Here is a 13,745-nt window from a genome sequence, read left to right as displayed (position 1 = left end):
GAGCTTGTATAAATAACTTTAGTTAACTGCGTATATAAATGGATATTGCACTGCTCGTCAAATTTCTTGCTCCCTGTCTGCCATTTCTGCTCAACGTGGGTGGTAAAGTTGCAGAAGGCGCATCACAAAAAGTTGGTGAGGATGTTTGGAATAAAGCTAAAGCTATTTGGGGGAAGTTACAACCCAAGGTAGAAGCTAAGGAAGCCGCAAAGGAAGCTGCTGCGGATGTAGCGCAAACTCCAGACAATGAAGATTTACAAGCAAGCTTGCGAGTGCAACTGAAAAAGATTTTGGATGCTGATACAGCGCTGGCTGAGGAAATCGCCCAGATTTTGCAGGCAACAAAATCTGATGATAGTTCTGTTAGCCTCAACGCTCAATCTTACGACGAAAGTATACAGATCAATACAGCAGGTGATGTTAATCAGCCAAACTATGATTTCAGCCGAAATATCAATAGCCCAAAGTAACTAACCACATTGCTGTTTATGGTACTGTACAGCAAGAAATAGTGGAGTTGCTAGAACGCAGTACCAAAGCAGAATCACCGGGGGTTCTCAAAGCTGGTAACTCCCCTAAAAATTTGGCTTATTGGCAAGCAAGAAAAACCGAAATTGCTCAAATACAGCAATGGTTAAGTGATGAAAATACCTGTTTAATTGGTATAGAAGGCATCGGTGGCACAGGTAAATCTATGCTGGCGACGAAAATTTATGATGAAATTGCGGGTTTCCCCAAGCGATTTTGGGCTGATGTCAGTAATGGGGCAGGTTTTAGCGATGTCGCCAGAGAAGTATTAACACAATTTGGCTTTCCTGTGCCAGAACAAGAAGCGCAGTTAGTAGAAGCGTTAATCAGGTGTCTGCGTTCTGGGCAATTTCTACTAATTATTGACAACCTAGAAAGTTTATTACAACCCGATAGACAATGGGGAAGTCTATTTTACGGTGAGTTTTTCCAAACATGGATCGAATCTGGTGGTAATAGTAAGGTGTTAGTCACCACCAGAGAAAGACCAGAATTAAAAGGCTTTGAGTGGCTACCCTTAAAAGGTTTACAAGTAGATGAAGGGGTGGCGCTGTTAACAGAATTGGGCATTAAAGGGAATTTAGGCGAGTTTGTAGAATTAGTAGATGGGCATCCCCTATTGTTGAGATTGGTAGCAGATTTATTAAAGGAAGAATATTCACAAGACCCGGATTTAAGCAGATTAGCAGATTTAGGCTTGGGGAATTTGCAGCAGTTGTTGACAGATCCCCAAGTGGTAGGTGTGCATCGTCGGGAAAATGTCGGGATAGTTTTGGTATTGGATGCCAGTTTTGCAAGATTGAGTGAGTTACAAAAGGCGTTATTGCAGAATATTAGTGTTTATCGTGGTGCGTTTGACAGTGCAGCAGTCGTGGCAGTGTTGCCGGGAAATTCAGAACCAGAGATTGAGAGAGAATTAAGGAATATTGTTAAGCGTTCTTTGTTGGTAGAACAACTCAATGGTAAGCGGCGATTTGGGTTTCAGCCAGTGGTGTTGGAGTATGTGCGGTATAAAGCAGGCGAACAGACACAGGCACATCAACGAGCGATTAATTATTATCTTTTGAATGTTAAACAAAAACCTTGGCAGACTAAAGAAGATATCCAAGAATATTTAGAAGTTTTTCATCACTGGTATCAGCTAGAAAATTATGACTCAGCATTTGATGTCTTAAATTTTTGCGATGAATTTTTAACCTTGCGGGGTTATTACATCGACCGAGTGGAATTATATGGGCAGTTGGTCATTAAATGGCAAGAAATTGACGATAGAGAAAATTGGAATTATCGGGCTGCTCTCACTTCATTAGGCAATGCTTACAACTCCCTGGGAGAGTACCAACGGGCAATTGAGTTCCACCAGCAGTCTTTGGAGATATCAAGGGAGATAGGCGATCGCAATGGTGTTGGTAGTTCCTTAAACAATTTAGGCAATGCTTACAATTCCCTGGGAGAGTACCAACGGGCGATTGAGTTCTTCCAGCAGTCTTTGGAAATATCAAGGGAAATAGGCGATCGCAATGGTGTTGGTAGTTCCTTAAACAATTTAGGCAATGCTTATAAATCCCTGGGAGAGTATCAACGGGCGATTGAGTTCTTCCAGCAGTCTTTGGAAATATTTATGGAGATAAATGATCGCGATGGCGTTGGTAGATCCTTGGGTAATTTAGGCAATGCTTACCGTTCTCTGGGAGAGTACCAACGGGCGATTGACTTCTACCAGCAGTCTTTGGAAATATTTAGGGAGATAGGCGCTCGCGATGGCGTTGGTAAATCCTTAAACAATTTAGGCAATGCTTACAATTCCCTGGGAGAGTACCAACGGGCGATTGAGTTCCACCAGCAGTCTTTGGAAATCAAAAGGGAAATAGGCGATCGCAATGGCATAGGTAGTTCCTTAAACAATTTAGGCAATGCTTACGATTCCCTGGGAGAGTACCAACGGGCGATTGAGTTCTTCCAGCCGTCTTTGGAAATATTTATGGAGATAGGTGATCGCTTAGGCGTTGGTAGTTCCTTAAACAATTTAGGCAATGCTTACAATTCCCTGAGAGAGTACCCACGGGCGATTGAGTTCCACCAGAAGTCTTTGGAAATCAAAAGGGAAATAGGCGATTGCAATGGCATAGGTAGTTCCTTAAACAATTTAGGCAATGCTTACAATTCCCTGAGAGAGTACCAAAGGGCGATTAAGTTCTTCCAGCAGTCTTTGGAAATATCAAGGGAAATAGGTGATTGTAATGGCGAAGGTAATTCCTTAATCGGTTTAGGCAATGCTTACTACTCCCTGGGACAGTACCAAAGAGCGATTGAGTTCTTCCAGCAGTCTTTGGAAATATCAAGGGAGATTGGTGATATTCGAGGGGAAGCGACAGTCTGGTTTAATTTAGGTTTGACATTAGAAAAAGTCAACCGAGAATCAGACGCGCTTGGTGCTTATCGCAATGCTCGTGAACTATTTCAGAAAATGGGACTTGATGCTAAGGTGCAAGATTGCAACAATGCAATTGAGCGTCTTTCTCAACCAAAAACGCCTGTAGTTTCTCGCCGTGGTTTTTGGGCGTGGTTGCGTTGGTTGTGGCGTTGGCTTCGCTCTTGGTTTCGCCGTTAAAACAGTTTGCTATTTATGAAAAAATTAGAATTTAGCTATTTCTTAACTATATGCTGCACAAATATCTACCGAAACCACTAGCTTGTCTGTTAACTATTGGATGGCTGATACAACCTATTGCTGCTCACTCCCAGACTCTAACCTATAATGACAACTATGCACGCTTATCTCAGCAATCCTCTCTAATCAGCCAATTTAGACCAGGGGATAGTTGTGAAGCCAACGACAACTTAAGTTTATTTGCTGATACTTTTATTAGTGTGTGCCGGAAAGCATCAATTAGGCGTGAGTTTCCCAGCGAGTTTTTGAAATCTTATTTAGAAGACATCAAGAACAACAAATCTGCTGTTGGTAAAAAAGCTTGGAAGTTATTGAATGATGGCAGATTCAAAAAATAACTTTGGAGAATTATTGATGAAAACTGAAAGCATAAATAAAAAAGAATCCTTCTACATAGCGATAATTCTCTACAAATCATCTTCAGACAAACCTGATTATCAGCCTTTGTACCAAGAAAGTTTTGTTTTAATAAAAGCTACTTCTTTAGAAGCAGCAAAAGCTAAGGCTGTGCAGTATGGGAAGAATGAGAGTGTCAGCTATAAAAATGAAAATGGCGAAACTATTACTTGGTCTTTGCAACAAGTAGTAGATGTTAACTCAGTTTTGGATGATGACCTTGATTCTTCTGAAGATGGTGTTGACTTATATACCCGCCATTTTCGCAATTACGAAGCTTACCAATCTTTTGAACCCTTATTGTCTAACGAGGAATTGTAGGATTTAATCATTAACCGAGAATCAAACGCACTAAGTAAGCGATCGCAATGCCTCTGAACTAGATCAAACAATGGGACTTGATTTCACACTTCACACTTCATATTTGTAATATTGTATGAGTAGAAATCAGGAGCAAATTCCTGTTATGCAGCGTCATATTCAGTAAATATCACTCAAGATTAGGTTTCAGCCGATGTCCAACAGTCTTAGGGGTAAGCTGCCACTTTTGCTGACATTTTGCTTATTTACTAGCTTGTTACCTGCATCTGGTTCGGTATTATGTCCAGCGATCGCTAATAGCAGATACCTTGCTGATCGAGATTATGGCAGAGATGGGAGTGTGGGGACAAGTGGGCGATCGGGTAGAGATGGCCGCGACGGACAAAACCAAACCATTTTTGTTGATGGTTCATCAGCCAACCTGGACTTATCAGGTCAAAATGGTGAGGATGGGGAAAACGGTGGATATGGTTATCGTCCTGACTGCGGTTATCAACCAGAGAAGGGAAATCGGGATATTTACGCGGCTAATGGCGGTGCTGGCGGCAATGGTGGTAAAGGTGGAGATGGCGGAAATGGTGGTTCTCTCACAGCTTATTACACCAATTTAGCCGACTTACGCAAAATTCTTGTTCGTGCCACCCCAGGCGAAGGCGGACGCGGTGGACGCGGCGGTAATGGTACGGCTGGTTGTAATTGTCGCCGACGCAGTTGGGACGTGGAAACCTGTAAAGGCACTCCTGGCAGTTCTGATTACAAATGTACTAAGAAGCGTTACAGATGCTACGACGGACGGAATGGTAGCGATGGTAGTGACGGTAGGGAGGGTAGTAACGGACGCTTAGGAGTTTTGAGTATTGTGAACGGTAAAGAACCTTTGGCGGCTGATACCCCTAGCATTAAATTATCCATTACAGAACTAACTGGTAAACAGTTCACACTCTCGAAAAATAAATGGAATCTGCGTACAGGTGCAACTTCGTTACTCGCCCCTGGTTCGGTGATTGCTGATGAGTACCGCGAATTTGAACAGCGTTTGCAAGAGTCTTTTCAGTTGGTTTGGCAGGAAAAACAACCTAGTGACAGTTTTGGCAATCAACCTGTAACAGTAACTTTAAATGATAGTAAACAAGTAGAAGTTAATTTGCCTGAAGATTTGTGGGTTGATGCTAACAGTAAAAGTGAGAATAATTTGACAACCTATACCGTTAGCCATGCAATTCTCAAACAAGATGTTACCCGGTTAGCAGTAGCCGAATTTGCGGATGCGGGAGAAAACCTCAATTTAAAAATAGTCGATTTAGCAGCCAAATCTGATGTGCTTCAGACTAAATTTCGCGTGAAATTCCGGGCGCGGGATAACTTTGGTGGTTTCTCTGACTATAAAACTGTTTACGAAGGTGATGTTCCGCCTGAATTTGTCACCCGTGACTATAATCGCTTTATTTTGGCGTTAGGCAAGTTAAAAATACCAGAAAATGCCCTCCGTCCTGGTATCAATGTTGATATTGAAGTGATAGCAACGCGCTCATTAGGAGAACTTTCAGCCAAGCAAACTATTAACTGGCAAAGTGCAATTCGTAAACCCAGATAAAAGTAGGACTTACGCAAAAAACCTCTCAAATTCTCATTCCTCTGTGTCCTCTGCGTCTCTGTGGTTCGTTATTCCGTAACTCGTGCGTAAGTCCTAAAAAGGTTAAGTAGATTTTTTACTCTCAGAAATCATCTGTGCCAGTAAAGACCCCATAAAATCTAAAAATTGATCTAACAAAGTGCCTATAATACCGATGTAAAGTAAAAACTGAATGATGTTATTAGTATTACCAGCCTTGTAGGCTTCCCAGAGAAGAAAGCCTAAACCTCTAGGGCCAATTAACATTTCTATGGCAATAACTGTAAACCACGCTACCCAAATGCCAACTTTCAGGGCATGAAAGACATGAAATATTGCAGCCCGAAAGTTATTATTCTGTCTACGAAAATGTTGTAAACCTATTGCCACATTAATGATAATTGTCCAGAGAGTGGCAATAAATATCACCGTTACCGCAGCAGGTTCACTATCTTGAAATAAGATGAGAGCAATTGGGAGTAGGGCTAAAGGTGGAATGCTATTGGGTATCTGAAATATCCTTCTAAAAATTTGATACACTGTAACATTTATGCCAATGAAATATCCAATAAAACTGCCAAAAATAGCAGCCGGAATGTAACCTACGAACAGTTTTTGTAGGCTGGCTAAAAAGTCTAAAAATATAGTTTGTTCCATGCCTCAGTTTTTATTTGGAACGTCTATATATTACTGTGGCAATCAACAAAAAACAGTTAATAGATAACTCAAGGGAAAGTATGATCGTTTTCCGAGATTTAATTTATCAGAGAATCAAAACTAACTCAAAAAAATAAATCCTCAAAATCTCCATATTTTAAAGTTTGTGGGGATGGTTTCCATCCACAAAACTTTTCAAGACAGAGGACAGAAATTGTATTTTCTGCCTTCTGCCTAACTTAATTTACTTCGCCATAACCAAATTAACAGGCTGCACTCCCGCCAAATCCAGAATCTTGGGAATCAAATCTTCCCGCTTGACGGCCATGATATGGACACCATGACACAATTGCCGTGCTATCTGCACTTGTTCGGCAGCAATTTTTACACCTTCCTCTAATGGGTCTTTGGCTTTGGCTAATCTATCAATAATGTGTTCAGGGATATTGACACCGGGAACGCACCTATTAATAAATTGGGCATTTTTGGCTGATTTCAACAGAAAAATTCCGGCAAGAATTGGTTTTTTATGCACAGAAGCTATCTTGTCCATAAACTTTTCTAGTCTGTCAAAATCGGTGATTAATTGACTTTGAAAAAATTGCGCTCCGGCGGCAACTTTGCGTTCAAATCGACTTTGCAAACCTGACCAACTCGCAGATTGAGGGTCTACGGCTGCACCAACAAATAAATCGGTTGCGCCATCGCTCAAGGGTTTATCGTTGCAATCAAAACCTTGATTCATTTTCTGAATTAATTGCAGCAGTCGCACAGATTCTAAGTCAAATACGCTTTTAGCATCAGGGTGATCGCCTGCTTTTACTGGGTCGCCTGTCAAAGCTAAGATATTCCGAATACCCAAAGCATGAGCGCCCATGAGGTCGGCTTGTAAAGCAATACGGTTGCGATCGCGGCAAGCCATCTGACAAATTGGCTCAATGCCGTTTTGTAATAAAATCGCTGAAGCCACCAAAGACGACATCCGCAGCACAGCGCGGCTACCATCGGTAATGTTGACAGCATGAACTCTCCCCTTAAGAGTCGCCGCCATTTCAATTGTATGAGCCGGATTTACCCCTTTTGGGGGTGCTACCTCAGCAGTTACTAAAAATTCGCCTGCTTGGGCAGCTTTTGGAAATAAACTCAAAGCAGTAGGGCTATGGGTGTGATGCATACACTTTAATAGTCTGGGTTTCTTCCAGGGTATAACGAATCACACCTCAAAGCGAAAGCCCTATATAGGTGTGGAGTAGCCCAAAGCAAACTTAACTTGAGCTAAAGTTTGGTTAGCGATCGCTTGTGCTTTTTCCCTACCATCACGCAACACAGACTCCAGATAACCTTTATCATCCATGATTGCCTGATATTTTTCTTGGATTGGTTTTAAAGCGTTTATTGTCGTTTCTGTCAACAAAGGTTTGAATTGTCCCCAACCCATATTTTGGCATTCTGCTGCAACTGTTTCTTTGGTCTGACCAGACAGCAGCATATATAAGGTTAACAAGTTATGACACTCTGGACGTTCTGGATCATCGAAAGTTAAACCCCGCACAGGATCAGTTTTGCATCGCTTAATTTTATTCGCAATTTGCTCTGGCGGATCTAACACATTAATTCGACTTAACTCTGATGGATCAGACTTCGACATTTTGCGTGTCCCATCGGTCAAACTCATCACCCTTGCACCTTCCTTGCGAATCAAGGGATCTGGTAACTTCAATACTGGTTGATCCTTAGCAAATTGGTGATTGAACCTGTTGACAATATCCCTTGTCAGTTCTATATGTTGCTTTTGGTCTTCACCCACCGGCACTTTATCAGCTTGATACAGCAAAATATCCGCCGCCATCAGCACAGGGTAGATTAGCAACCCTGTACTCACGTTTTCTCCTTGTTTAACAGCCTTTTCCTTAAACTGAATCATGTCTTGCAACCAGTTCAAGGGAGTTATGCAGTTAAGCAGCCAAGCAAGCTCACTATGTGCGGAAACGTGGGACTGGACAAAGATACTGGAGTAGTTTAAATCAATCCCACAAGCCAGGTAAAGAGCCGCGATTGTGTATGTATCTGCCGCCAAAGACGCTGGATTATGCGGTACAGTAATCGCGTGTAAATCTACTACACAAAAGAAATTGTCATACTGGTCTTGGGTTTCTACCCAGTTGCGAATTGCCCCTAAGTAGTTACCCAAATGCAAATTACCAGTTGGTTGAACTCCTGACAGCACACGCTGCTTACCCATAAATTCACTCTAGTCTTGCTAAATGTTCATGCACGTATTCATCCCTATGATGCCGTGTCACACGGCATTATAGACTTTTTATGAGTAATAAGGTGACAGGATGGTGACAAACACCATAGCAATGGAATAGCACAACTAGATTACTAGTTCTTGGCAAATCATCGCCAAAATTTTAACTAAGTGATGCCAGTCTTTATAGGTAATCCTTAATTTTTAATTAAGTAGAAAGTCCCGATAAAGATAACTATTATAGAAAGATTACAAGGCTACAACCCTCTTTAATCCTGACTGATCTCAACAAGAAATATTTACATTTCCCTACTTTTTATCTTTAGAGACAGTAGGTAATACTTAAATAGTGCTAGAACACTTTCAGTATTTTGATATGCGACAATTATTTCAGTATTTACGTACCTGGGTTATCATCTGCCTGCTTTGTCTGGTATTCGGCTGGACACTACCGGCACAAGCAGCTACCGATGTTGATGCCAAACTTGAAAAGCAAGTCTTAGAAGTTATCCGTAACAATCCTCAATTCGTAATCAATGCTCTGCAAGAGTATCAACTGACAAAGCAAGAGAAATTACAAAAAGTACAACAGGCTTTTTTAGACGATTTAAAGACTAATCCTGGAAATATAATTGGAAATTCACCAACAACTGGCGCGGCTAAATCTAAAACTGTGCTAGTAGAATTTTCTGACTTTCAATGTCCCTACTGTGCTGAGGTACATAAAACTCTTAAGTCCGTGGTAGACAAGCACAAAGATAATCTGACATTGGTTTATAAAAATTTTCCTTTGACTGGAGTCCATGCAGAAGCATTACCCGCAGCACAAGCGGCTTGGGCTGCTCAACAACAGGGTAAGTTTTGGGAATACCACGATGCTTTGTTTGAAAATCAAAAGCAACTAGGTGAAACTCTATACGTGGATGTTGCTAAAAAACTGAATCTCAATTTAGTGAAATTTGAGAGCGATCGCAAGCTGGCTAAGAAGGCCATTGAAAAAGACCTCAAACTAGCTGAGGAATTAGGCATCGCTGGCACACCCTTCTTAGTGATTAATACAGATAATTACACTGGTGCAGTACAAGCCTCAGAAATTGAAGGTAGATTGGCTAAGGCCAGTTAAACACAGCAGAATCCAAAAGTCAGAACAAAAGACTCTTTACTTGGTTTTGCAACCTCAATTCTGTACTTCACACTCCTGAAAATCTACTGTAAATTAATTCAATGGTTAGCACTTTGGTGCTAACCATTGAGCTTTCTTTCTAGTTTCACACTTCATTCATCATTTATAGCTGTAGTCAAGGTAGTTAGGACATCGGTAAGCGATAAAACTTAGACAATAAAAGACTTTAACTCTGTCACCTGTCACCTGTCCCCTATCCCCTGAATACTTTTTTGTTAATCTTCTAAAGATTTGGCTTGTACTTCCACCGCAGTCACATCAATTGTGCCTTCTGGTGCAAAGCGTTGGAAGTGACCTTTCTGAACTGATAGCCGTTCTCCACAGTTAGGACATTGTAATTGGCTATTATTTAACCCAGTAAATTCGTAGGCGCAAACAGGACATTTGTCAACGACTAAGTTGCGTTGCAGCCACCAGCGAAACCCAAAAAATGCAACCACAGGTGCTAGTGACAGCAGTGCAAAAAGAATAAATACAGACTTCACTAACCAACCCAAGCCCAATGAACCTAGCAACCAGATAACTGCTAATAAAGTGAGCAAAGGGCGGAGATTTACCAGATTCAATTGCGAATTGTTAAAGCTCATTTTTTAATTACTGTCTTGCTCTTTTTCTAGGATAGCGAGTTTCTAGATGGTCTATGGTCATTTGTCATTTGTGATTGGTTAAGATGTTTGGACTAACGCCGAAAGCTGCTGTTTGAAAGCTTCTATCCCAAAATGAGCGATCGCTTGTTCTCGCAACCATTGTCTATTACAACGTTGGTCTTTGTTATGCAGAATTTCCATACAAGCTGCGGCGACGGCATCAGCATCACGGTGTGGTACTCGCCAGCCTAGCTTACCATCTTGTAAGGGGTCAGCGGAACCATCGGCATCACCAGATAAAACGGGGATACCACAAGCCATTGCTTCTAAATAAACAATGCCAAAACCTTCTTGAGAAGGCATGATGTAAGCGTCTGCTAGGCGGTAATGGGCGATTAAATCTTCTGTAGGGACAAAACCAGCAAATACAACGCGATCGCTCACACCCAAATCTTTTGCCAACTGGGCTAATCTTGGTTGATCATCACCACGCCCAATTACTAGATATTTCACTTCTGGGAAAGCTTGAGCAATTTTCGGTAGCGCCCGAATTGTGACATCAACACCTTTGTAAATATCTCCTGACCACAGACGTGCTACTGTCATCAAGACCTTAGCATCTGTTAAGCCATACTTATCTATTAATTCTGGCGATTTTGACCCTGGGGTAAATTTATCACCATCAATTGCACAAGGCAGCATTTTAACTTTGTTGGGGTCAATTCCATTAGCCGCACAAGCGCGATCGCGGCTGTAACGGCTGATTGTCCAAATTTCTCTGGCTGCGGCGAGAGCGCGGCGTTCTTGATTTTTCAACGGTTCCCAAACTTCTTTACCGTAGGTGAGGACTGTGTAGGGAATACCTAAAGGCTGACAAAGAGTTTGGATTAATGCTGCAAGTTTAATATGACCACAAAAAATATGTTGGGGGCGTTTTTGTAAGAGAAACTTTAACAAAGCCCCAGCCAGAGCAATTCTGCCTATTTGCGGGGATTGATTCTTAAAATAATGAAATTTTAAACTATCAGACTCAAAAGTATTTGAGCAGTCAGGACTATCTCGCAGGACAAATACATCTGTCTTATACCCTGCGTTCAATTCCCCATAAGCCTGAAAAATATCTTTCACATAAGATTGAATTCCACCTTCGCAGGCAAAAATTTCGATAAAAACGAAGACATAGTGAGGAGTTTTGTTAAATTTTTTACTACCTTTTGGGTTTTCTCCCATTACATCAGTCAGCATTTACGTTTTTATTTATATAAGTTTTGCTATTTTACAGCCTGATTAATCTTCAAGCTGCTGCCAAATCTTAGCAAAAGAGTAACCTCAATCGTATGCTGACTTTACTAGAGTGAGTTGTTTTTTTTATACACAAATTTTTAGTTAGGCATAAATTCCCTTGTCTTCTCCTAGGGGAATTTATTGGCGATTGTACTCGACAATTAACAGACAATTTCTCTCATCTGGGCTACGTTCATAAACCACCCGGTCAGTTAACCGCCGCAACAGGAACCATCCATAACCTCCTTCCTGGGGAGTACCTGGTGTTGGCTCGGCGATCGCATCAGGATTAAAAGGTTGGCCATGATCCCAAATTCTAATTTCTACTCGGTCAACCCACAGACTAGCTTCAATATCTATGGTTGTTTCCGGTGGTAAAGCCTCATGAGCATGGCGAACTGCGTTGGTAAAGCCCTCTGCTAATGCTAAATTGAGCCGATAGAGTTGTTTCTCTGACCAACCACGTTGAAATAAATATTGTAAACAAAATTGCTCAAACCATTGTTGAACTTGATTTAAGAGCGGAAGCTCGCTCCTGACAGTCAGATGGTCTCGCTCCACCATTCTCAGCATTGACCGTGACTTAAGTATTCAATAAAAAATTTTTTGACCGATTGACCTTGAGCGATTTTAAATTTTGGCATAGATATAACTCCAAAACTAAAAATCCGAAATGCTACCTGGATTACTAAAATTGACGCTTGTTGAATGTTGCACCAGCATATTTGAGAGAGTGTGAGTGGTTTTAACCACCACTCACACCCTTTTATATGCTACTGAAACTTACAAGCGTCAAAGCACTTTTTGGTAACTAATCTAATTTAGAAAAGTCCCAAGGTCAAGGATTTGTCTAAAGGTAAAGCAGCACCGATACCCAACCACAAAGTTACGAGAGTTCCAAACAGGAATACTGTAGTTGCAACTGGACGACGGAAGGGGTTTTGGAACTTATTCACGTTCTCAATGAAGGGAATGAGAATTAGCCCCAAAGGTACGGAAGCCATTGCTAAAACTCCCAACAATTTGTTGGGAAGCGATCGCAAAATTTGGAATACAGGGTACAAGTACCACTCTGGGAGAATTTCCAGTGGTGTAGCGAAAGGATCTGCTGGTTCACCTGTCATGGCTGGATCTAGTACAGCTAGGGCCACAATACAAGCGAAAGATCCCATGATGACAACTGGGAATATATACAGTAGGTCGTTAGGCCAAGCGGGTTCACCATAATAGTTGTGACCCATACCCTTGGCAAGTTTAGCTCTTAACGTAGGATCGCTCAGATCGGGTTTTTTCTGCGTTGCCATTTTTTAATGCGTTCTCCTGCTGAATTTCAGTTAAAGCATTGATGTTAGCCGTTTGCTATCAGGCCACCCTAGCCTTGTGTAGACAAGGGATTAGCAATTATTTTTGAGTCAAACTGTCTGTGATTTTTTGCTGATGTGCCATCTTTGAGATTGTTCATCAGTTTAAAACAAACAACTTTGTCTGGAAATAGCTATTGCCTGTTCACATTTTGGCTGAACAAACAATGAGATTACAAAGGCCCAGAAATGCCTTGCTTGCGGATCATCAAGAAGTGGAACAGCATGAAGACTGCAATTAGCCAAGGCAAAACAAAAGTATGGGCGCTGTAGTAACGAGTTAAGGTTCCTTGACCAACACTAGAACCACCGCGCAGCAAGTCAGAAATCAATGTCCCAACTACGGGGATTGCTTCTGGTACACCACTCACGATTTTCACCGCCCAGTAACCAACCTGATCCCAAGGTAAAGAGTAGCCTGTTACTCCAAAGGAAACGGTGATTACAGCCATGATTACACCGCTGACCCAGGTTAATTCGCGGGGCTTTTTAAAACCACCAGTCAGATAAACCCGGAAGACGTGCAGAATCATCATCAACACCATCATGCTGGCAGACCAGCGGTGGATAGAGCGAATCAGCCAACCGAAGTTTACTTCGTTCATGATGTATTGCACAGAAGAGTAAGCTTCAGCAACTGTTGGCCTGTAGTAGAACGTCATGGCAAATCCAGTAGCAAACTGGATTAGGAAGCAAACCAGGGTAATGCCACCTAGACAGTAAAAGATGTTGACGTGGGGAGGTACATACTTGCTGGTGACATCTTCAGCGAGCGCCTGAATTTCCAAGCGTTCCTCAAACCAGTCGTAAACGTTGGCCATACAATCTCAAGTTCCTAAAAAGTCGGTTGCGGTTGATAAATCTCCCAATTGGCAATTTTGGGATTTTCACAAA

The 13,745-nt window shown here is 41.7% G+C and carries 14 protein-coding genes; 6 read left to right on the top strand and 8 right to left on the bottom strand.

Annotated elements, in window-relative coordinates; translation table 11 throughout:
* Positions 1-38 precede the first annotated feature (38 nt).
* The 5 genes from IQ244_RS05705 to IQ244_RS05685 all read left to right on the top strand — a co-directional run bounded on the left by IQ244_RS05705 (position 39) and on the right by IQ244_RS05685 (position 5,510).
* Positions 39-470, top strand: coding sequence for a hypothetical protein (locus tag IQ244_RS05705; RefSeq protein ID WP_193890752.1), 432 nt, complete (start codon positions 39-41; stop codon positions 468-470).
* 41 nt (positions 471-511) lie between these two features.
* The gene (locus IQ244_RS05700; RefSeq protein ID WP_193890749.1) at positions 512-3,139 is read left to right on the top strand and encodes a tetratricopeptide repeat protein; all 2,628 of its coding nucleotides are present in this window, start codon (positions 512-514) and stop codon (positions 3,137-3,139) included.
* A 50-nt stretch (positions 3,140-3,189) separates the two neighbouring features.
* On the top strand, positions 3,190-3,537 hold the full coding sequence (locus IQ244_RS05695) for a hypothetical protein (RefSeq protein WP_193890747.1): 348 nt from the start codon (positions 3,190-3,192) through the stop codon (positions 3,535-3,537).
* A gap of 16 nt (positions 3,538-3,553) precedes the next feature.
* A complete protein-coding gene (locus IQ244_RS05690) occupies positions 3,554-3,916 on the top strand; it encodes a DUF4288 domain-containing protein (RefSeq protein WP_193890743.1) in 363 nt (120 codons plus the stop codon).
* A 193-nt stretch (positions 3,917-4,109) separates the two neighbouring features.
* Complete coding sequence (locus IQ244_RS05685) at positions 4,110-5,510, top strand: collagen-like protein (RefSeq protein WP_193890740.1); 1,401 nt, start codon at positions 4,110-4,112, stop codon at positions 5,508-5,510.
* Between the two features lie 102 nt (positions 5,511-5,612).
* Here IQ244_RS05685 and IQ244_RS05680 read toward each other — a convergent pair whose 3' ends face one another.
* The 3 genes from IQ244_RS05680 to trpS all read right to left on the bottom strand — a co-directional run bounded on the left by IQ244_RS05680 (position 5,613) and on the right by trpS (position 8,427).
* A complete protein-coding gene (locus IQ244_RS05680; protein WP_096578673.1) occupies positions 5,613-6,185 on the bottom strand; it encodes a nitrate transporter in 573 nt (190 codons plus the stop codon).
* Between the two features lie 244 nt (positions 6,186-6,429).
* Complete coding sequence (locus IQ244_RS05675; protein ID WP_193890737.1) at positions 6,430-7,359, bottom strand: methylenetetrahydrofolate reductase; 930 nt, start codon at positions 7,357-7,359, stop codon at positions 6,430-6,432.
* Positions 7,360-7,419: 60 nt separating this feature from the next.
* A complete protein-coding gene (gene trpS / locus IQ244_RS05670) occupies positions 7,420-8,427 on the bottom strand; it encodes a tryptophan--tRNA ligase (protein WP_193890735.1) in 1,008 nt (335 codons plus the stop codon).
* A 385-nt stretch (positions 8,428-8,812) separates the two neighbouring features.
* On the opposite strand from trpS, the gene IQ244_RS05665 reads away from it, so the two are divergent.
* Positions 8,813-9,559 (top strand): DsbA family protein, encoded by a 747-nt coding sequence (locus IQ244_RS05665; RefSeq protein WP_193890732.1) that lies wholly within the window; start codon positions 8,813-8,815, stop codon positions 9,557-9,559.
* Between the two features lie 275 nt (positions 9,560-9,834).
* On the opposite strand, the gene IQ244_RS05660 is transcribed toward IQ244_RS05665, so the two are convergent.
* The 5 genes from IQ244_RS05660 to petB form a co-directional block, all read right to left on the bottom strand.
* Positions 9,835-10,206: a hypothetical protein gene (locus tag IQ244_RS05660; RefSeq protein ID WP_193890728.1), complete on the bottom strand. Its 372-nt coding sequence runs from the start codon at positions 10,204-10,206 to the stop codon at positions 9,835-9,837.
* Positions 10,207-10,284: 78 nt separating this feature from the next.
* Positions 10,285-11,451 carry a glycosyltransferase family 4 protein gene (locus IQ244_RS05655; protein WP_193890725.1) on the bottom strand — a complete coding sequence of 389 codons (1,167 nt, stop codon included), beginning with the start codon at positions 11,449-11,451 and terminating at the stop codon, positions 10,285-10,287.
* Positions 11,452-11,628: 177 nt separating this feature from the next.
* Complete coding sequence (locus IQ244_RS05650; protein ID WP_193890722.1) at positions 11,629-12,063, bottom strand: ATP-binding protein; 435 nt, start codon at positions 12,061-12,063, stop codon at positions 11,629-11,631.
* Between the two features lie 248 nt (positions 12,064-12,311).
* Positions 12,312-12,794 (bottom strand): cytochrome b6-f complex subunit IV, encoded by a 483-nt coding sequence (gene petD / locus IQ244_RS05645; RefSeq protein ID WP_193890719.1) that lies wholly within the window; start codon positions 12,792-12,794, stop codon positions 12,312-12,314.
* 230 nt (positions 12,795-13,024) lie between these two features.
* Entirely contained in the window at positions 13,025-13,672 is a 648-nt protein-coding gene (petB, locus tag IQ244_RS05640; RefSeq protein ID WP_193890716.1) for a cytochrome b6, read from the bottom strand.
* Between the last annotated feature and the right edge of the window lie 73 nt (positions 13,673-13,745).

This window comes from Nostoc sp. LEGE 06077, assembly GCF_015207705.1.
Classification (GTDB): Bacteria; Cyanobacteriota; Cyanobacteriia; order Cyanobacteriales; family Nostocaceae; genus Nostoc_B.
Note: the sequence above shows the minus strand (reverse complement) of the source record. Positions and strands in the feature narration are given on the sequence as shown.

Excerpts from the sequence above, each read along its gene's own strand:
- IQ244_RS05705 (WP_193890752.1), top strand. The coding sequence starts at position 39 with ATGGATATTGCACTGCTCGTCAAATTTCTTGCTCCCTGTCTGCCATTT.
- IQ244_RS05695 (WP_193890747.1), top strand. The coding sequence starts at position 3,190 with ATGCTGCACAAATATCTACCGAAACCACTAGCTTGTCTGTTAACTATT.
- IQ244_RS05690 (WP_193890743.1), top strand. The coding sequence starts at position 3,554 with ATGAAAACTGAAAGCATAAATAAAAAAGAATCCTTCTACATAGCGATA.
- IQ244_RS05685 (WP_193890740.1), top strand. The coding sequence starts at position 4,110 with ATGTCCAACAGTCTTAGGGGTAAGCTGCCACTTTTGCTGACATTTTGC.
- IQ244_RS05680 (WP_096578673.1), bottom strand. The coding sequence starts at position 6,185 with ATGGAACAAACTATATTTTTAGACTTTTTAGCCAGCCTACAAAAACTG.
- IQ244_RS05675 (WP_193890737.1), bottom strand. The coding sequence starts at position 7,359 with ATGCATCACACCCATAGCCCTACTGCTTTGAGTTTATTTCCAAAAGCT.
- trpS (WP_193890735.1), bottom strand. The coding sequence starts at position 8,427 with ATGGGTAAGCAGCGTGTGCTGTCAGGAGTTCAACCAACTGGTAATTTG.
- IQ244_RS05665 (WP_193890732.1), top strand. The coding sequence starts at position 8,813 with ATGCGACAATTATTTCAGTATTTACGTACCTGGGTTATCATCTGCCTG.
- IQ244_RS05660 (WP_193890728.1), bottom strand. The coding sequence starts at position 10,206 with ATGAGCTTTAACAATTCGCAATTGAATCTGGTAAATCTCCGCCCTTTG.
- IQ244_RS05655 (WP_193890725.1), bottom strand. The coding sequence starts at position 11,451 with ATGCTGACTGATGTAATGGGAGAAAACCCAAAAGGTAGTAAAAAATTT.
- IQ244_RS05650 (WP_193890722.1), bottom strand. The coding sequence starts at position 12,063 with ATGCTGAGAATGGTGGAGCGAGACCATCTGACTGTCAGGAGCGAGCTT.
- petD (WP_193890719.1), bottom strand. The coding sequence starts at position 12,794 with ATGGCAACGCAGAAAAAACCCGATCTGAGCGATCCTACGTTAAGAGCT.
- petB (WP_193890716.1), bottom strand. The coding sequence starts at position 13,672 with ATGGCCAACGTTTACGACTGGTTTGAGGAACGCTTGGAAATTCAGGCG.